16 protein-coding genes are annotated in these 18,656 nt (G+C 43.6%); 6 read left to right on the forward strand and 10 right to left on the reverse strand.

The features are described 5' to 3' along the window. The first annotated feature begins 4 nt into the window (after positions 1–4). From JZY04_RS06090 to JZY04_RS06115, 6 genes are read left to right on the forward strand one after another with little or no spacing between them, the layout of a single operon-like run. Positions 5–727 carry a hypothetical protein gene (locus tag JZY04_RS06090; protein WP_122141714.1) on the forward strand — a complete coding sequence of 241 codons (723 nt, stop codon included), beginning with the start codon at positions 5–7 and terminating at the stop codon, positions 725–727. Next, positions 728–2,524 (forward strand): hypothetical protein, encoded by a 1,797-nt coding sequence (locus JZY04_RS06095; RefSeq protein WP_122141713.1) that lies wholly within the window; start codon positions 728–730, stop codon positions 2,522–2,524. Further along, positions 2,511–5,468: a contractile injection system tape measure protein gene (locus JZY04_RS06100; protein WP_122141712.1), complete on the forward strand. Its 2,958-nt coding sequence runs from the start codon at positions 2,511–2,513 to the stop codon at positions 5,466–5,468. Before JZY04_RS06095 ends, JZY04_RS06100 begins: the two co-directional genes overlap by 14 nt. Beyond that, positions 5,465–6,049, forward strand: coding sequence for a DUF4157 domain-containing protein (locus JZY04_RS06105; protein WP_122141711.1), 585 nt, complete (start codon positions 5,465–5,467; stop codon positions 6,047–6,049). The genes JZY04_RS06100 and JZY04_RS06105 overlap by 4 nt, the downstream gene beginning before the upstream one ends. A gap of 12 nt (positions 6,050–6,061) precedes the next feature. Continuing rightward, a complete protein-coding gene (locus JZY04_RS06110; protein WP_122141710.1) occupies positions 6,062–7,369 on the forward strand; it encodes an ATP-binding protein in 1,308 nt (435 codons plus the stop codon). 19 nt (positions 7,370–7,388) lie between these two features. Beyond that, the gene (locus tag JZY04_RS06115; protein WP_122141709.1) at positions 7,389–9,155 is read left to right on the forward strand and encodes a hypothetical protein; all 1,767 of its coding nucleotides are present in this window, start codon (positions 7,389–7,391) and stop codon (positions 9,153–9,155) included. 136 nt (positions 9,156–9,291) lie between these two features. Here JZY04_RS06115 and JZY04_RS06120 read toward each other — a convergent pair whose 3' ends face one another. From JZY04_RS06120 to JZY04_RS06165, 10 genes are all read right to left on the reverse strand, one after another. Continuing rightward, positions 9,292–10,341, reverse strand: coding sequence for a mannose-1-phosphate guanylyltransferase (locus JZY04_RS06120; protein WP_122141708.1), 1,050 nt, complete (start codon positions 10,339–10,341; stop codon positions 9,292–9,294). A 16-nt stretch (positions 10,342–10,357) separates the two neighbouring features. Continuing rightward, entirely contained in the window at positions 10,358–10,786 is a 429-nt protein-coding gene (locus JZY04_RS06125; protein ID WP_032530459.1) for a BT0820 family HAD-type phosphatase, read from the reverse strand. Between the two features lie 22 nt (positions 10,787–10,808). Beyond that, positions 10,809–11,909 carry an OmpA family protein gene (locus JZY04_RS06130; RefSeq protein ID WP_122141707.1) on the reverse strand — a complete coding sequence of 367 codons (1,101 nt, stop codon included), beginning with the start codon at positions 11,907–11,909 and terminating at the stop codon, positions 10,809–10,811. A gap of 7 nt (positions 11,910–11,916) precedes the next feature. Continuing rightward, the gene (locus JZY04_RS06135; RefSeq protein WP_122141706.1) at positions 11,917–13,236 is read right to left on the reverse strand and encodes a GldM family protein; all 1,320 of its coding nucleotides are present in this window, start codon (positions 13,234–13,236) and stop codon (positions 11,917–11,919) included. 9 nt (positions 13,237–13,245) lie between these two features. Continuing rightward, complete coding sequence (gldL, locus tag JZY04_RS06140) at positions 13,246–13,758, reverse strand: gliding motility protein GldL (protein WP_065739447.1); 513 nt, start codon at positions 13,756–13,758, stop codon at positions 13,246–13,248. Positions 13,759–13,881: 123 nt separating this feature from the next. Then, on the reverse strand, positions 13,882–14,457 hold the full coding sequence (locus tag JZY04_RS06145) for a hypothetical protein (protein ID WP_122141705.1): 576 nt from the start codon (positions 14,455–14,457) through the stop codon (positions 13,882–13,884). 43 nt (positions 14,458–14,500) lie between these two features. After that, the gene (locus tag JZY04_RS06150; RefSeq protein ID WP_122141833.1) at positions 14,501–15,784 is read right to left on the reverse strand and encodes a carboxypeptidase-like regulatory domain-containing protein; all 1,284 of its coding nucleotides are present in this window, start codon (positions 15,782–15,784) and stop codon (positions 14,501–14,503) included. 31 nt (positions 15,785–15,815) lie between these two features. Beyond that, a complete protein-coding gene (locus tag JZY04_RS06155) occupies positions 15,816–17,051 on the reverse strand; it encodes a hypothetical protein (RefSeq protein WP_122141832.1) in 1,236 nt (411 codons plus the stop codon). A gap of 5 nt (positions 17,052–17,056) precedes the next feature. Further along, on the reverse strand, positions 17,057–17,761 hold the full coding sequence (locus JZY04_RS06160) for a YjbH domain-containing protein (protein ID WP_032530464.1): 705 nt from the start codon (positions 17,759–17,761) through the stop codon (positions 17,057–17,059). Between the two features lie 9 nt (positions 17,762–17,770). Further along, the gene (locus JZY04_RS06165; RefSeq protein ID WP_005806867.1) at positions 17,771–18,490 is read right to left on the reverse strand and encodes a WecB/TagA/CpsF family glycosyltransferase; all 720 of its coding nucleotides are present in this window, start codon (positions 18,488–18,490) and stop codon (positions 17,771–17,773) included. Between the last annotated feature and the right edge of the window lie 166 nt (positions 18,491–18,656).

Raw genomic sequence — 18,656 nt, forward strand, 5'->3', positions numbered from 1 at the left:
GAATATGGCAAAAACGAATCGTAAGACTTTGAAAGAGTATTTCGGTAAAGGTAAGAAACCGGATCATACACAATTTGTCGATCTGATTGATTCTATGCTGAACGTTGTGGATGATGGATTCAATAAATCGGCAGAGAGGGGGATGCTCCTTTCACCGCTGAATGATGACGGAGCTGTCATGGAGATACGCCGGAATATATTGGACGGAGTTCCGGCTTGGATCATATCTCTTGGTAAGGAGAGGGAACTGCATATTCACCGGGGAGAGGATGAAAAGGCCTTGGTGACTTTGTGTGCCGACGGAACAATAAGGATGGGAGATAACGGCAAGGTGAAGCTGCAGGTGAACGGTTCGGTTCAAGCAGATAGTTTTGTGGGAGGGCATATGCAGGGAAAGGTTCCCGCTAACGGATTGTGGCATGATATTGGAGGGATGGAATATGGTTGTCTGGCTTACCATATTGTGGCAGCTTGCGGACTAAAATGGAAAGGTAAATATGCCATAGCAGATGTAACTGCGATGAATTGCTTCGGACAGCATCCTCGCATTTGGAACCGTCGTTCCTGGTTTGGGACTCGTTTCAACAAAATACAATTTCGGTGGCGACGAGGAGAAGGAAGGACATGTGGGTTGCAGGTTCGGACGAGTTCCAACTACGGAGAAGATGTCTGGCTTCACTATCGTGTCAGTTCAATGCTTGATATGGATTTTGTAACAAAAGAATAAATGGAAGAGCACGTTACCATACAACGGAAAGGGGAGGGACAGGATCTTTATACGCAACTCCAGGAGAAAGCGCTGGCAAAAGTTCAGGAGCTGGCAGGGGAGTTGTGGACGGACTATAACGAACACGATCCTGGAGTAACGGTGCTGGATATACTGAATTATGCTTTGTTGGAGACAGATTATCGTTTGGGTTTTGATCTACAGGATTATCTGACTGCCGAAGAACAACGCTTTTCTCCCGGAGAGCATGCTCTTTTCCTTCCTTCTGAAGTCTTTCCAGTAAATCCTGTTACGGTTGCTGATTACCGGAAATTATTCATTGCGGGGATTGAGGGATTGTTGGATGTACAAGTGGTGGTTCATCACGAATCCGGCATTTATGACTTTGTATTGGATGCAGGTCCCGAAGTACATGTGAAACGAAAGCATGAAATACTGAAGGAAGTTTACAGATTGTTTCATGCCCATCGCAATCTCTGTGAGAATGTAGGTGAAGTGAGCTTCCTTACTTATGAACCTCTGCAACTCTATGCCGAAATTGAGATAGATGAAACGGAAGATGCCAATCATATGATGGCACGTTTGTATTTTGAAGTCCGTGAGTTTTTGGGCGGAGGTGTGCGTTTCTGCCGAGTAGACGAATTATTGGACAAAGGCATGACTATTGATGAGATTCTGGAAGGTCCCGTACAACAACGAATGGTGATTGACGAGTCTACCATGTGTACCGGAAGAATGGTGTATGATGTCCTTAGTCTCTATCAACGAGTAAAAGCAATGCCCGGGATACATCGGGTTATTTCCCTTTACTTTATGGAGAATGGGCGGACATTGAAGCAATTTATTCGTAGAAAAAGTCCTTTACAAGCTTATTCCATATCTCCTTTTAGCGGGGCAGAAGAAGGAGTTGTATTAAAAAAGAATGGAAAGCGTGCAGCGGTGGAACCGGGAGTGGTGCAGAGGGTGATTGCTTCTATGCGTGCGGCTACCTATGGGGTACAAAACCAGACTATGGACAAAGCAATATTGGATGACTGTCCCGAAGGAACCTACAGGAATATCTTCACACATTGTCCGGTTCGTCAGGATCTTCCGGAAATTTATGGCGCTGTTGAGCAAGAAAGTTTCAAAGAGTATCTTGCTCTTTTTGACGGACAGTTTATTTCTGTTCTGAATGAATTAGAATCCCTTCCCTTTTGGATGCGGACTGATGAGACCGATCTGAATGATAAAAAAGAGGCATGGATGGATATTCTCGATCGTTTGTATGGAGAAGACAGTAATCCTACTTTTCTGAGGAAATATGAAACAGACGAAGAACGGCGAAAACGGCGGATCAATTTTTTGAGTTGTCTTCCTGAATGGGGACGGGATAGGAACCGTGCATTTAATTTACAAGATTCTTCTCCGGAAAATCGTTCCGGATTAGAGAAATATATAGATTGTCTGCTTCATCTTGAAAGATACGAAGCTGAAATATTTGTAGTGGAACATCCTCTATTGGAACTACACTTGAAAAAAGGAGAAGACGGTTCTTCTTTTCGGATTTCAGTGATATGGACTGCGGGTGAGCGTTGGATACGGGATGAAGAGTTCAAGCATAACTGCGAGCAACTGGTTCTTTCACGTATACCTGCCCATATTCACGCCTGCGTTTATTGGTTGGAAAAAGAAAGGGGTGCGGATTTCAGAACTGATTTCCGGTTGTGGAAATATGCACTTTCCACTTCCAGAGATTGGAAAATAGAGATATTGACTGATAAACTAAAAAAATGGCTGACGAATGATTTCAATTGACTCGGTGAAATTTGACTTTCTGGCAGATAACGAGCTTTTTGCACAAAGGCTGAATGCACGTTGGGACTACTCTTATGAAAAAGATTTCGAAGAAGTGTGGGAGGAAGTCATGTGTCACTATGACCGGGAAGATAAGGCTATTATCATAGAGCGTTTGCCGCTCGATTTGGGTATTCTAAAAGAAGAAGAGTTTGATGACCGGTTTGCGGAACGGCTACGCATTGCCTTGCATGAATATTGCCGGAAGTGGCTAAGTGAGGATACTTCATTTCCGGATCAGGGCATCCGGAAAGAGACGTTGCCCCATACAGCGTTGGAATTACTCGGTTTTTTTCTTTTGCACGGATACTTCCCTTCTTTTGTCGAACAGCGTTTGATGGATATCAGTTATCTTTTGTCGCTTGTTCTTCGTAAAGATGCCTATTCTTTCCGTGAGTTTTTGGAAACATATGGTCATTATGATTTCCTGTATCGTCGAATGGTATTTCAGTTCACTGATGAAGAGTTGGAAAATATCGTGCAAACAGTCAGACCTTCCGAGAGCAAGTTTATTAATCTTTATGTTCGTATCCAGCTACGAACCTATACTTTGATGAAACGGGCAGATATCGGACAATATGATTACAGAAATCTAGTTTGGACGCTGGTGCTTGCTTATCTGCTTTCGGAAAGCAGAGGCCGATTTGACCGAAAACAATTGTTGGTGCATACGCTTCACGGGATAGCTGCCCACTTCAACTTCTCTTTTGCGGAAATGACGTTGCTCCTGACCGAAGGCATCAGGGAGTTAGAAAATAAAGTGGTGCAATTACCCGAATTGTGGAGTATCCTGAAAGAGATCAGAACTGATGTACAAGCAGGATTACGTGCATTGGAGGGTACTTTCTACACGATCATGTTTAGGGAAATTAGGGTTTGTCTGAGGCACCTGGCAGGAGAGGAAGAAGCATTTGTTATTTTGTCTGCCAATCGGTTGAAGCAGATTTTCTCAGACAGGAAACTAACCCGTGAATTGCTAAGTTCTCTGAGCAAAGAAGAAATTCATATACTGGTCGGAGTGCTTATTCCGACGGAAAAAGAGTTTATTGTTTTTTATGCTCATACCCTTGACAGACGTAAGAATGCCGGTACTTTTTCCGGTAAGGCCGGAGATGAATTCCGCATACTGAAATGGGAGTTTATTTTTGCGGTATTGGTTCGACTGCCTGCCTCTGTCTTCAGTCGTAAGGTGTTTGTTCTTTCTGTTTTACAGCAACTGGCCGCACATTATAATTTATCCGTCGGTAGTTTGATCTTGTTGCTAACTGAGGACGAAAGCTTACAGGGAACTTTTCTGTCTGTGCAGTTACTTTCGGTATTGCTGGAGTTGAAACAGGAGTTGGTTCCTCAAACAGTTGAAGAATTTTCCTGGGAGAAACTTTCTCCGGAAAGTATAATCACAATTTGGGCAACTCCACTTCTTTGCCGGCATTTTTTAGAACCATTCTCTGAACAGCAAATAGAAGAGGTTGTGGCACGTGTATTACCGGGAAAATATGAATTTATCCGAGCTTATGCCCGATTGCTTGACAGAGGGCATACCCATGGGCTTCTTGAAGGAAAAGCAGGAAGTGATTTCCGTACATTGAAGTGGGAGTTCATCTTTTCCTGTATACTCCCCGGCAAAGAAAGCTTTTTTCACCGAAAGAGTTTCGTTTACTCCGTGTTGTTGCGGTTGGCAACTCATTATAATCTGAGTGTTTCTGAATTACTGGGCTATTTCTTCCGCGAACTAAAAGAAATGCCGGACTTTGTTGCAAATAATGGATTAAGTGAGGTTCTGGAAGAACTTTATAAAGAACATCTGCTTCCTTTGGCTATTCCCGAGGTGGTGAGACGGTTGGACCGGAGGGAATTAGAATCCTGGTTATTTCATCTTTTCGGAGAATCAGCGATTCTTCGGGATGCCGGAAAAGAAATCTATTGTGAGAAATGGCTTATTTATTTATTGGATGAACAAAATGAGTTATTTCGTTCTCTTTGGAAAACCGGGCGACTGAATTCGTCGTTTATATTGAGCCTGATAAACCGGAAGGCTTCTTTGCAAAGACTTTGGCTCCGAAGAATCGGAGATATGAGATTACTGACTATTTATCAGGAGCTTTTATCTGTTTATGCAGTCCTGCGTACTCACTGCACTGAATTCTATTTTTTACAGTCGATAGCCGAATATTTATCTGTTTGGATGGTGGAGCTGACAGCAAAACCTTTTACAGCCTGGTCCGAAGAGGAAATCATTCGCTTTCTTATGGGACGTATTCGGCAAGCTGTTCCTCCCGGAGTAATGGGAGTATTGGATAAAGTGTATCTGAGAAATGATAAAAATATTACAGAGATAATTAACTACATTAACCAATTAAACAAAAATGTAATGATTATGGAAACAAGTAATTTTGAAATCCCGAATGCGGGTATTGTTCTTTTGGCTCCTTTTTTTCCTCGTCTTTTTATGATGGCTGAGTATCTGTCGGATGATCGCAGGCAATTTAAAAATGAAGAGTTGCAAAATCATGCTATCTTCTTATTGCAGTATATTATATATGGTGAGGAAAAAGAGTGGCTCGAAAGAGATTTGCTGTTGAATAAGGTTTTAGTAGGGATGAATGTTGAAGCTCCTTTACCTTCTAAGGTTGCGTTGACTGAAAAGGAAAAAGAGTTGGCCAATAGCCTCTTGGAAAATGTTAAATCTATGTGGAGTAAAATAAAGAATATATCCACCAGAGCTTTTCGAGAGGCTTTTTTAATACGTAAAGGCTCTTTGAGTATGAAAGATGACCGTTGGACATTGAGCGTAGAACGCAAAGCCTACGATGTACTTCTTGACAGTATACCATGGAGCTATAGTATGCTACGAACTCCGTGGATGCATTCGCTTTTAATGGTAAACTGGAGGACAAAAGAATGAATGCGGAAAAAGTGAATACAGAGGCTGTACCTATAAGGGTACAGCAATCTAAGAAAGGGCTGTCTGCTGTTTCAATGATTGATAATCGGGACTTGGCAACCATGCAAGCGAAGATGACTGAAGTCGTCCAGAGGATGGGAGACGATGATGACGAGTTATTGCAAGGTAGGTTTGTTGCACAGCGTGAAGAAGATGATGATGAATTATTGCAAGGAAAGCTTGAACAGTCTGTGCAAAGAAAAGCTGAGAACCGAACTGGAATTCCGGATGGTGTGAAACAGAATATGGAAGAGTCGTTGGGGGTGGATTTTTCTTCTGTCCGCGTGCATCCTGAGTCGTCAAAAGCACCGGAAGTCGGTGCATTAGCTTATACCCAGGGAACGGATATACATTTTGCCCCCGGGCAGTTTAGGCCGGATACTTCTTACGGAAAACAATTGTTGGGACATGAACTGGCCCATGTGGTTCAACAGGTAGAGGGACGTGTACAACCAACGACCGAAATAGGAGGAATGGCTGTAAATGATGATGCCGGGTTGGAACATGAAGCGGATGTGTTGGGAGCGAAAGCGGCACAATAAAAAGTAGGTCCTATGAAAGAACTGATTGATTGGTTTCAGCAGGTGCTTGATGTGAGTATTCGTTTGTACTTCAGGCAGGAGTGTGAAGTGACCTCTCTGTTTGAAGTACAACCTCCTGTCAATTCATGGTGGAGGGAGATAACGGGTAAACCTTCATCTCAGATCACTTTTGAAGAAAAAGTGGTCATAATGCTTGCTTTGATGCCTCATTGTTATCCTCAGGCTTTGGACATTTTCTTTGTGAACAATAAGAATTTTGATCGTCCATATACTGAGTTTGGCGGTTGGAAAGGTGTTTCGCATGGGGGCTTTCTTCCTACAGGCGAGACTGCTGCTTTCATGTTGATCGGCGAGGATGTGGAAAAACGGCAATCGGTGATTCGTCTGTTTGAACGTGACCATTGGTTTTATACTCATAATATCTTACGGTTGGAAGGTTCCGGAGATGGAGAACCTTTCTTAAGCGGGCAGCTTCGTGCATCGGATGAATTGCTCAGTAGGGTGCTTTATGGTAAAGAATATAAGCCGGATTACAGTATCGGTTTTCCGGCAAAACGAATCGTGACTCCGCTTTCCTGGAATGATTTGGTTGTAGATTATCAGGTTGCCGGACAACTGGAGGAAATTAATACCTGGATTACCAGTCATCATACGGTGATGGAGAAGTGGAACCTGAAACGTATTCTGAAGCCCGGTTACCGTTCTTTGTTTTATGGTCCTCCCGGAACAGGTAAAACACTGGCAGCAACGTTGCTTGGTAAACGCAATCAAATGGATGTTTACCGGGTAGACTTGTCCATGATTGTTTCGAAGTATATTGGCGAGACTGAAAAGAATCTCGCTCGTGTATTCGATTTGGCAGAGAATCGCAATTGGATCTTGTTTTTTGATGAAGCAGATGCTTTGTTTGGTAAAAGGACTTCTACGCAGACTTCCAATGACCGGCATGCCAATCAGGAGGTTGCCTATTTGTTACAACGTATTGAAGATTTTCCCGGTACGGTGATACTTGCTACTAATCTGCGTTCGAATATTGACGAAGCTTTTTCCCGGAGGTTTCAGTCCACTATTTATTTTCCGATGCCGGATGAATATATTCGTAAGGCATTATGGGATAAAATGCTGCCGGTAGTCTGGACTCCCCGGAATCGTGAAGAGTTGATAAATAAAATAGCAACTTATTCATTTTCGGGAGGTGCTATGACCAATATCATTCGTCGTTGCGCTTTGCAGTTGGTTGCGAGCCATACTCAAGTCATCGATGAATCCATGTTGCTTGCCGCTGTGCGTCAGGAGCAGGCTAAAGAAGGTGCAAACTGAATAATAAATTGATATACTTATGAAGAAGTTCTTGTTAGCCGTCAGTGTGATGTTTTTGGGGTATCTGTCGCTTTCTGCACAGAATAGCTTCACAAATGCCTATCAGAAATTTCGCCCTTACCATTATCAGACTCCTCAGGGATGGAATCGAATCCGCTTAGAAGTTTTAACTCATGGACGTCAGAAATGGCCGTTAATCCCAACTGAGCAACGGGATATGCGACTTGCCGGAGGCTGGAAAGGATTGATTCCTTCTCCTGTTCCCGAAAATACTTATTTCTTTAAAGATATCGATCAGCTGAGCAATATTTATAGTCTGATTCTTACTCCGGGAGCTTATGGCTATGTTGTTTATCCATATAAAATAGAAGAACAGTTCAAGCTTTCTGAAAATGAACTGCTGAAAAAATATATCAGTGCCAAAGGGTTTATGAATACCCTTGTTTCTGATGTGCCTTATGAAACAGAGAAAAAGTTGGATGAACTTATCTATACTTCTGATACGACGCTAACGGAATTGAGTACAGAGCCAGAGATATATGATGAATCTCATCCGGTAGGAGAATGGCTGAAAGAGGCTGAATATTACGATTATTACAATGTGAAGAACTTCTATTGTTATTTTGACAATCGTCCGGATACATTGAAACAACGTCAGATCTATACGACTCGTGTTACACAACACTTCCAGTCCGAGGTCGACTCTCTCACTTCTGCTCTTCAACGTGCCTCTTTGGCCTATGTCATAGTTCCTTATTGGATGACTGATGTCTATTTAAGCCAACCGGTTGTGCATACCCGGAAGATCAGTCGTTTGGGATATCCGGGCTATATCATTAATCCTGTGACAGGAATGCCCGAGCTGACGAATAACTGGGACTCTCCGAATGTGATGGATTTCTATCCTTACGATCGTATTAACTATGATCTTGTAGCTTATTGCGGTGATGCGCTTTCCACCAATCGTTTCCTTTCTAATCCGGCAGCATGCCGCCGTTTTATCTATACTGTTTTCGGCTATCCGTCCGGGATGATCCATCGACCGCATAGTATTCATAAACCCAGTGGCCTGAATGTTTATCTTCCGGAGTTCGACTTTAAGGATAAACGTGCATTGGCCCAGTTCGTTAAATCATTGAGTCTTGTCATTGACAGTTTTCGGGTAGATACCACCCATGTTTACGAGAAACTCGATTTATCTTTAACCTTTTCGCATAGTGCGGGCATCCGGAATTCCGGTTTTATTGCTGGGCTGCAATGTTTTGTCGATACGGTTTATTTCGCGGATTTCGATTCCTTGGGGCTGGCATCCAAAGTCATTTACAGTGATGGTTCCATAGATACCAGTTCTGTCATTTCTCTTGTTTCCAATCCGTTTTATCTTTTTCGGATTCCATTCAAACAGATTCAACCCGGAATAAATGATACGAATGTATGGGAGTTGTCCAATTGTGATTATGCTTCCGGGCAATGGGGCCTCTTTTTCTGTATTGATCTTTGTTTGCTCCTGTCAATTGCCGGTTTGATGGTAATGCGGTATATTTCTCCGACTTTTAATCTTTATGTAGAAAGATACCATACTTTTATTGTATTGCTGATGATCACTTTGGTCATGGAGTTTGCTGTCTTTTTTTTCTTTATGGTAGAAGCACTTTCTCCACAGGTGATTTTTTTCGATCTTGAAACTGGAAATATGACTTACTTGGCATTAATAGCTCTTCCAGTGCTTCCCATCCTTCTGTATTTCTTTATATTGAAATTGAATAACCGGGAACAGCTACCCTAAAAAAATGTTCCTCCGACCACGCCTGGCCGGAGGAACACACACAAACAAAACAAATAAAAGCTGCCACGATTCACATCGGGACGCCCCTACGCCCGGCATTAAACCGGGACTTATAAATATTGAAAGGGATCAACATTTATTCTTTTGAAAAGTCTTTGATTCGTTGCTCTTCCGATAATTGGCATATAAGCAGTATATTGTCTTTTTCAGCCACGATATAGTCATTCAGACCTTGTATGACTACCCGTTTCTCTTGTGAAGTATGTACCATGCAGTTCCGGCTTTCGTACATCCGGACATCTGTTCCTACTGTGGCATTGCCTTCTTTGTCTTTGGGCAACAGACTCTGCAGTGCTCCCCAGGTTCCCAAGTCGGACCATCCGAACTTTGCGGGCAGTACATAAATCTCTTCTGCTTTTTCCATCACCGCATAATCTATTGAAATGCTTTCGGCTGTGGGAAATAGTCTTTTTACAGTCTCTTCCTCACGTTCTGTATAGAAGTCGGGATAAATCCGGTCGAAGATCTGTGCTATGCCCGGTGCATAAACCCGCATGACAGCTGTGATTGTTCTCACATTCCATACGAAAATCCCTGCATTCCAGAAATAATTACCTGCCGCCAGATATTTTTCGGCTGTCTCTTTATTGGGTTTTTCCCTGAAAGACTCTACATGGAATATTTCTTTATCCCTTGCTATGGGTTCGCCTGCGGCAATATACCCATAACCGGTTTCCGGACGCCCGGGTTTTATTCCGAGTGTAATGATGGCACTGCTTTTATCCGTAAACGAGAGTGCCTTGTCTATTACTCTGCGAAATTCGGTGGTATCAATCACCACTTGGTCAGAAGGAGTGACCACAATGTTGGCATCCGGATATTTCTTTTTTATTTTCCAACAGGCATACGCTATGCAAGGAGCCGTATTTCTGGGACAGGGCTCTGCCAGTATGTTGTTTTCCGGTATACCCGGCAATTGTTCCTGAACAATGTCTTTATACCTTTCAGATGTGACTACCCACATGTTTTCTTGCGGGCAAAGGTTGCCGAATCTTTCGGCTGTCAATTGGAGCAGTGTTTTCCCACATCCCAATATATCTATGAATTGTTTGGGACATTCCGGTGTACTCATCGGCCAGAAGCGGCTTCCTATGCCACCGGCCATAATTACTACATGATTATTCATCGTTGGTCCTTTCCTTTTATTTGTTACGTTTGCCGAACAGTTTCCCTATCCAGTTTGAATCACCGGTCGATTTCTGTCTGTCAGATAGAACGGGTTCGTATGGTTTTTGTTCATGGATCATCTGGTAGATGGTTCCCCAGTCGGGTAAACCTCCCAAGTTCCGGTCATCAATGAAAAGGTCTGCTTTCAGTTTGCGGGAGAATCCGTGATGATTTTTTTCTTCCTCCGGATAGTCTTTATTGACGGCATAGAAGGAGACCCCCCGCTGCCGGCACCATTCAATGGCTTCTTCAAGTAAATCACCTTCGCGTACAGTCCATAAAATCAGTCGGTGACGCTCTTTGGCCAATATTTTCAGGGTTTCTGTGGCGAATGGAATTTCTTCACCGATTTTCGGATAACGGTGTTCTACGATAGTACCATCAAAGTCAACAGCAATCGTCATGTGATCAGGGTGTATAGGTTGATTATTGTTTATTTTCGGGGATATATACAATCATGGCATTGCATCCCGTTTTGTTTTCATATCCCATTGCTTCCGGAGTCGATTCGGTGATCCGTTCAGGCGCAATGTGATGTTTCTCTATCAATATCTTCCGGATGGCTTCCGAACGACGGCTGCGCAGTTCCCGGTCCGCTTTCTTATCCGTAAGATTATCGCTGAAGGCAATGATCCGAATGCTTGCGTCATTATCCTTCATCCATTCACCTATACCGTCTATCTTCTGTCCCTGTTCTTCACTGACGAATGAACTGAATTCATCGAACATGATGTCGATGGAGAGCGCATCTTTTTGTGGAACGATCATTAAGTTCTGGCCATCCATTATCTTCCGGCGTTCCTGCAATTCCTGTTTCATTTGCTTCATTTCCTCACACAGCATCCCTATTTTTTCTTTTATTTCCATCAGGTCTGCAACCGGCGTATAAAGAGTTCTATCACCCTCTTTGCTATTCTTCCTGTATTTATCTTTGAAGGTATATGCCACTCCAACCGTTAAGTTACTTTGTGTATAAAGTTTGTTGTTCAACTCTTTGCTGTAATATTTAGGCAAAACCTTCAGTCCCGGTTCTATGAATATGCTGAATTTTCGGTTTACATTGTACGAAGCCTGTATCGAGAAGTTGCCCGAAAGAGTGTTTACTCTTGTATATTTCGGGTTATCGTTTCCCAAATCATAGTAATTAAAACCGGCACCCAGAATGGCGGACAGATTAAACCTGTTGAATCCATTGTTCCCTATCAGGGTTAACATATAATCCAGATTCGCGCTGAGTTGGGTGGCTTCTCCATTGTTTTCCATCCGGTTTTTTCCGATTTCGGCAGTCGCTCTGAATCCCGACAGGGGAGTCAGATGCACACCTCCGGAGATTTTACCTCCAACATACATATTGCCCGGTGTCTTGGTCAGCCATTCTCCGCCCAGACCACCGGATACAAACCAGTTGCCTTTCTCAAACTGTTCTCTTCCTGTTTGTTGCTCCTGTGCGTGTGAATTGTAAATCATTAGCAGTAATGTCGCCAGGAGTATCCATTTGTTTGGTTTTAACCCCAATCTATTTGTCATGATCTTATTATATTAATACAACATTTATTGATGCAATCTGTTTCTTTTTGTTTCCCGGACCTGCTACTACGATCGAAGTAATGTAGAATTTATCTCCTTTATCCAGCTGCCTGATCAGTTCCATTTGTCCGGTCGAGAACCTGTTCCCGTTGTTAGGTATTGAAGTCACCGCCTTGCCGTTTCCCTTGATCAGTACCATTTCAAAACTGACCACCTTGTATTCGGCTTTCGGTCCGTCACTGATTGAAGCACCTATTTGTGTCATGTTGGATACTGATTTTTTGTTGATAGGCACATTTCCCCGGTATTGAACCGTTTTTCCACTTTCATCCTTATATAGCACGTAAGGTGTCGGATCGGGTAACGCTTTCACGGTATATTGATATTCTGCCAGCCGTTTGGTTTCCCCGTTCCTTGTCTGGGTGGCGGTTACTGTTGCTGTCCGTGCTTTTTCATCCGGAATGGCCAGGCAATTATTCCCTCTTTTTATTATTTTTCCATTCGTCATGCTGAATGTCACCTCGTTGAAAGGAATACCTGCAGTCAGGATATTCAGTGGATTTTCGTAATTGGTGTACAGAATATTGGTTAGGGCCGGAGTTATTTGTACAACGGGAAGATCCACCGTTCCGTCTCTATTTACTATCATCTGGTCTTCATTGATAAATACAAAGGTCCCGCTTTTTCCGTCTTCCGCTTCTTCATACAGCAATGACCGATATACTTCGTTTACACACAGCAGCACCTCTTCCTGTATTTTGTTGATGAATGTCACTCCACCGATGGCAGGGAGGTAGGAGAACGTCTCTTTTTCCCAGGAAATGCCTGTGCCCGGTCCTTGCGTATCCAGATAAGTGCCGACCAGTTTCCGGTGTGATTCATTTTTAATCAGTGATAGCGTCTCCGCTTTGAATGCTTCCAGTGAGAGCCTGAGCATTTTGCCTTTGCCTCCGGTCACCGACAGGAATACTTCCGGCACAGCATTCAGGTCGTCTTTAGCCTTCAGTTTTCCCGTTTCATATTTTTCTTTGTCCGCTTTCCGCGCAATATCTTCTTTCAGTCCTTCCAGTGTGCCCATCAGTTTCCCTGCTGTTGCATCTATGCTCTGTGCTGATAAGGTTGCCTGGTCATTCCGGCTGTTGTTGATTCGTTCCAGTAAAGTCCGGTTATATTCTTCCAACTGCTCTATTTGTGGAAGATAATCATTATTCATCAGTCCATATCCTTCCAAGACATCCGATGATATATTGATAGCCAGCATGGCAATCAGCACCACATACAGCAGGTTTATCATTTTTTGTCTTGGCGGTAATGTATATTTAGCCATGTGTTTCTGTTATTTCCCTGTTTTCACGTTCATGGCATTCAGCATCTGACTGTATTGTTTGTTAAGCAATTCGATGTATGCTGCCATTTTTTCCATTTCTTTTTTCAACTCTTCCGAATTCATATCGTTCAACGACCTGGCATGTTCGGTCATGCCTTTAATCTGTGCTTCGTATGTTTCATTGAGTTTTCCGATGTTGCTTTCCAATCTCTTCAGTTGCTGTAGATACTTTTCCGTCACCAGCGTGTCTGCTACTCCCGTGTTCGGATTTATGTTTGCGTTTTTGTCATTCAATAACGGAAACACTCTTTCCCATTTGTACTCTCTTGCCGGTTCATCAAATCCGGAGATGAAGAAAATGAATACTTCCGTAAATAATCCGATCATCAATAACAGATTATCATAAGGCATGTGAGCTATTTTAAATACAGCTCCCAGAATTACAAGACAGGCTCCCCAACAATAACAGAGGTTATAGAAACGTTTTCCTGTTCTGCTCGATAAGAATTTACTTAATTTCATTGGTCAATCCGTTTTTGAATTCTCCACAGAGTGTACCGATTTTTGCCCGGTTGATCATTTCTTTTATCGGTATAAAAACGACCGCTGCCAATCAGTGTAATTCTGTGGAGAATCTCTGAGTTATTAGAATTTGTATATTACGCCTACGGTCATCATGCCGGCGGCAAACACATCATCCTTATTTTCCATATCATAGAACTTGGTGCTGATTTTAATTCCCGGTTCTGCAAAGACACTTAGTTTCGAGTTCAGTTTGAAGGCAGCCTGCAGAGAGAAATTACCGCTTATCGTATTCGTTTTCGATAAATTCGGAAAGTCGTTATCAAATGAATAGTAGTTGTATCCCAGTCCGAAAATCGCATTCAGCCGGAACTTGCTGTCTTCATTTGTATAGTTCTTCATCAAGCTCACCATGATGTCTGCTCCGGCACCTGCCGTTACAGCGTTGTATCCGCCTTTCAGCCACACATTACCGGCCTCTGCGTTGACACGCAGACCGATAATCTTGTTTAACCACACTCCACCGGATACTTTACCGCCCAGCATGTTGCTTGCTGAACCGTTTAAAGCCGATAGTCCATTTATACCTCCCGACACAAACCACTCCGGTTTGAACGGATTGTCCTGTGCTTTCATATTTCCGAATGCCATCAGCAATCCTACCAAGAGCAATACTGTTTTTATATTATTCAGCTTCATAATTTAGTTATTTATTAAAAGAATGGTGTTTACAGGATAGATTTTAAACTTTACCTCCCGAGTGCTGGCTTGCTTCCACATTCGTGTAAGTTATCTTCATTCCCGTATAAAATTTCAGAGTAATCGTTACAGTTCTTCCGCCACTGATTTTGAACGTGTATTTCTTTTCGCAATATTTGGCCTGGTTCAGGTAATACAGAATATGGTTACCGCTGATACCGGCCACCAGTTCATGGTTCACTTTATAAGTGCCTGTTGTGCCTTCTTGCGCTTCGATGGCACTGTTGATCATAGCTGCCATTCCTTTTGCATCCGTAGCGTTTACACCGGCATTGGTTAATGCTGTTTCCGGAGTCACTGTATATTCCCATCCGGCTGTTGCCTCAAAGTTGATTTTATATTCAGGGATGGCTGTCATATTCCCTTCGTTACTCTTTTTCTCCTCTTTGTTTGTCTCGCCTATCTGCTCAGATCCGGTAGTCTTGTTACTTTTGATACGCATTGAATACTTACCGGACAGTGTTGCTCCGGCAGGTAATGTAAATGTATAGCTGTTCGATGTCACGTCATAGGCAGCATCAGCCACTTTGTCCCAGCTTTCTCCAGCTCTTGTTGTCACCTTCTGGTTGTACACTTCCACGTCCTCAAATGTGGCATTTTCCGAGGCTTTGTTCACCACTGCCAGTGTGACCGGTTTGGCAAGTGTCACGGCCTCCGTTGTTGCCACTTCGATATTGGCAATAGCCACCGGAGTTTCCACTGTTCCTGTTGTCACGGTAGTTGTGGCGGCTGCAGGCTCTTCATAAGGAGTGATGCTTACGTTGGTTGTTGTTTCAATCGCTCCAGGAGGGACAATTACGGCTGCTTCCGCCTTTGTCATGTCACTGTGCCCTTTGTCTGTTACAATTATTTCTTCTGTCGCTTCGGCATCTATTTCCTTGGCGGGACTCTGCTTGCTTAGTTTTACGCTTAAGCTCACCATGCTGCGGTTCTCCGCATTGTCTGCAATGGTGGCTTGTGCATTATCTATACTCAGGTATCCTTCCTTTGTAAAAGTAACGGTATATGTTTTCTTACTGTCTACCGTCAGTTTGTATGCTCCTTCTGCATCTGTGGTAGCTGTAGCCTCGCCTGCCTTTACTTCCACACCGGGCAGAGCAGTGCTTCCTTCCGTAACTTTACCTGCGATGTAGTACTCTATTGTTTTCTCGGCAGGGTCCACTACTATTTCCGGCTTCTTCTCGTCTTCGCCGAAAGAGCATCCGGTTGTTCCCAAGGTGGTTGCCACCAGCAACACACCTATCTTAAATAAGTCACTTTTTTTCATAATCATTTTTGTCATTAAGAAAATATTAAAATTACTTTTTATTTCTCTCTTTTTCGATACTTCTGATCAGGAAGTATCGTATATATTCCGGTTGGAAGTATCCGCTGCTCCGGTTCTCTGCCGGGCGTGTCTGATAGGTATATCCCATTTTCTTATCGGCATACTCACCCCATGACACCATGCTGTATTCGGCTGCAAAGAATTCGGCCGGCTTGATTCTTATGGCATGGTTCCGGTTCCATTTCTTTCCGGGCAACGGGATGGCAAAATGAAAGCCCCCGTTGACCTCTCCTTCTACGTACATGGCGTATACTCCCACAGCATATTCTCCGAAGTGGCGTGTGCAGTCACCTCTTATCCCGTAGTCTCCGTATAAATACCTTCCGGCCTGTAAATCCAATTGGACATTGAATTGCGGAACATAGAGCGAACCTTTCACGGCCGCGTTGATGCGTTGCCTTGTCCCGATATACCATCCTTCGTCCGTGATGGCCGAATATCCGGTTGTTCCTATCTGTGCGCCCAGTTCCACCCGTCCGTTCCCGGTGCGGTATTTCACTTCCGCCTGTGCGCCGATCCGGTGATTGGTAAAGTTACCTATCACGATACGTCCCAGAAAGTTGTTACGGAACCTTATCTCCTGTGAGAGTGTCATCACACCCGGCCGTATCTTCCGGTATTCCCCTTTCATATTGGTTGCGATGGGGAAAACCACCTGTGCTGTTGCTTCTGCTCCTTTCCATAAAGCCATTTCCACGGCAGGAGACAGATTCACCGTATATGAATATAATTTCTCAAAAGTCGAGTTTTCTAAAGACACTTCCGGATACAGGACGATGTCCGCTTTCCATGCCGAGCGGTTGATCACTTCTGTGCTTTCCTTCAATAACCGCATGGGACGGTCGGTGCTGTAACTCAGGCTCATTCGTTCGTATACCTCTTTCAGCGTTATCTTACCGGCCTTGTAACCGGTTATCAATGTATCCGGCAGACAGATACTCAGTTGTGGAATCCCGTTTCCGTCCAGCGCCACCAGTTCCAGATTTCCGTTACTTATGCCTTCCATTCCGGCGACAATCGCTTTTCCTATTCCGCGATAAGTTCCCCGATATACATTGTCCTCAAAAGCAGCGATGGTTGTTCCCCCGGCTTCGGCTGTCCGGATATTCTCCAGACCCAGCTCCCTGAGTTTACGGGCCACTTGCGCATGGATCATGACAGGGCAGGAGAGGAGCAGGCCGATTATAATTATCAATTTCTTCTTCATACGGATTAATGGATTAAAACGCATTCATATCGTATTCCGGCAGAAATACATTTAAACTCCCGGGTAAATACATTCAGTGAGAGATGTTTCCATAATTTGGCTGCTGCTCCTACGTTAAATCCGTCGGAGTCATACTCGGCCATGACGGACAGTGGTTTGCAAAAGGAGGGAGTATAGCTGAGACCGCCGAATATGCCGTCCTGTAAGATATACTTGTCTTTACTCAATGGGTGATAGTAACCTGCGGTCGCTGCCAGTCGATGTTCGCCTATCCTAAAGTTCTTTGTAACCACTCCGTATACGGACGCGAAATAATTTGTACCCTTGTCTTTGAACGGGTCGTTACTTCCAATGACTACTGCCGGCCAATATTTACCTTCTTTCAGCGGACGTATCCTGACCGATAAAGACCTGTCCTGCTGATTGAATTTGGGCTTTGTAGCCATATAGTCACTTTTCAGCAAAATGCAACGGTAATTCAATTCCAGAAATGAAAAGAAAGTGATGTTCACGAAATAGTTTCCGGAATTATATTTAAACGGATTCAGTTCTTTGGGCAAGTAGTTGCCACCGATCATAAACGTTCCCGTCTGCTGCATCTCGGCGGTCGGAATGTTCATCATCCCCGTTGTCCCCATGGTGTACTGTGCCTTGATTCCTGATGCCATCACCATTACACAGACCGTTAATACTGCTTTTTTTAATCTCATTGATTTATGTTATATGGAGAATTTTTCTTTGGTGATGTTCCATAGGAACAAGGCATTTCCGATGATATACCGGCGCCACATCCGTTTAGGCTCTTTGATCAGGCGATACAGCCATTCCAACCCGTGCTCCTGCCACCAGACCGGAGCACGTTCCACCGTACCCGCAAAGAAGTCGAATACCGCTCCAATGGTTCCTATATGCCCGTTCACCTCCAGTTCATCCAGATGCGCGTACGCCCATTTCTCTTGTTTGGGAGCCGTCATGCCTATCCATAATAAGTCTGGCTTTACCGCATTTACGGCATCTATCATCATTCGGTTTTCTTCTTGTGTAAACTCCGGTTTGTAGGGAGGAGAGTAAGCCTTGATCTGAATATTCGGATATATGGTTTTAGCTTTTTCTTTAATCAGCTTAAGTGTATTCCCGTTGCTTCCCAGAAAGTAGCAAATACCTCCTTTCCGATTCAACCGTCCCATTTCATATTCAAAAAGATCCCATCCGGCGGTACGTTCTATGCTCTCTTTCCGGAGCCACCTGAAAGCCAGCACCATGCTTGCCCCGTCCGGAATCAGTGCTCCGCCTTTAAGCAAGGCTTCTGCAAATTCATCATCTTTCAGCGCCGTATTATATGAATGGGCATTAATCGTGTTTATCAATAATTTACCTTCAGGCAATACCGATAAGTCGCTCCTGTGCTTCAGGAGTGAAACTGTTTTAAGCTTCAACATGTTTTGTGAAAAAGGAATGGGTGGTTATAAGTACGCTACGCTGTTACCTGTCACGAAGAACAGGCTTTGGAATTATGGGGTAAGAATTTCTTTGCAAAGGTATGCTTTTTCCGATAAAGAGGAAAGTATTTATTAAAAAAGATATCATACATATTATTTTTATAGC

It is taken from the genome of Bacteroides sp. 11BF (assembly GCF_019633765.1).
Classification (GTDB): Bacteria; Bacteroidota; Bacteroidia; order Bacteroidales; family Bacteroidaceae; genus Bacteroides; species Bacteroides hominis.

Bases quoted from the DNA above. Each gene is read 5' to 3' on its own strand.
- JZY04_RS06090 (WP_122141714.1), top strand. From the start codon at position 5: ATGGCAAAAACGAATCGTAAGACTTTGAAAGAGTATTTCGGTAAAGGT.
- JZY04_RS06095 (WP_122141713.1), top strand. From the start codon at position 728: ATGGAAGAGCACGTTACCATACAACGGAAAGGGGAGGGACAGGATCTT.
- JZY04_RS06100 (WP_122141712.1), top strand. From the start codon at position 2,511: ATGATTTCAATTGACTCGGTGAAATTTGACTTTCTGGCAGATAACGAG.
- JZY04_RS06105 (WP_122141711.1), top strand. From the start codon at position 5,465: ATGAATGCGGAAAAAGTGAATACAGAGGCTGTACCTATAAGGGTACAG.
- JZY04_RS06110 (WP_122141710.1), top strand. From the start codon at position 6,062: ATGAAAGAACTGATTGATTGGTTTCAGCAGGTGCTTGATGTGAGTATT.
- JZY04_RS06115 (WP_122141709.1), top strand. From the start codon at position 7,389: ATGAAGAAGTTCTTGTTAGCCGTCAGTGTGATGTTTTTGGGGTATCTG.
- JZY04_RS06120 (WP_122141708.1), bottom strand. From the start codon at position 10,341: ATGAATAATCATGTAGTAATTATGGCCGGTGGCATAGGAAGCCGCTTC.
- JZY04_RS06125 (WP_032530459.1), bottom strand. From the start codon at position 10,786: ATGACGATTGCTGTTGACTTTGATGGTACTATCGTAGAACACCGTTAT.
- JZY04_RS06130 (WP_122141707.1), bottom strand. From the start codon at position 11,909: ATGACAAATAGATTGGGGTTAAAACCAAACAAATGGATACTCCTGGCG.
- JZY04_RS06135 (WP_122141706.1), bottom strand. From the start codon at position 13,236: ATGGCTAAATATACATTACCGCCAAGACAAAAAATGATAAACCTGCTG.
- gldL (WP_065739447.1), bottom strand. From the start codon at position 13,758: ATGAAATTAAGTAAATTCTTATCGAGCAGAACAGGAAAACGTTTCTAT.
- JZY04_RS06145 (WP_122141705.1), bottom strand. From the start codon at position 14,457: ATGAAGCTGAATAATATAAAAACAGTATTGCTCTTGGTAGGATTGCTG.
- JZY04_RS06150 (WP_122141833.1), bottom strand. From the start codon at position 15,784: ATGAAAAAAAGTGACTTATTTAAGATAGGTGTGTTGCTGGTGGCAACC.
- JZY04_RS06155 (WP_122141832.1), bottom strand. From the start codon at position 17,051: ATGAAGAAGAAATTGATAATTATAATCGGCCTGCTCCTCTCCTGCCCT.
- JZY04_RS06160 (WP_032530464.1), bottom strand. From the start codon at position 17,761: ATGAGATTAAAAAAAGCAGTATTAACGGTCTGTGTAATGGTGATGGCA.
- JZY04_RS06165 (WP_005806867.1), bottom strand. From the start codon at position 18,490: ATGTTGAAGCTTAAAACAGTTTCACTCCTGAAGCACAGGAGCGACTTA.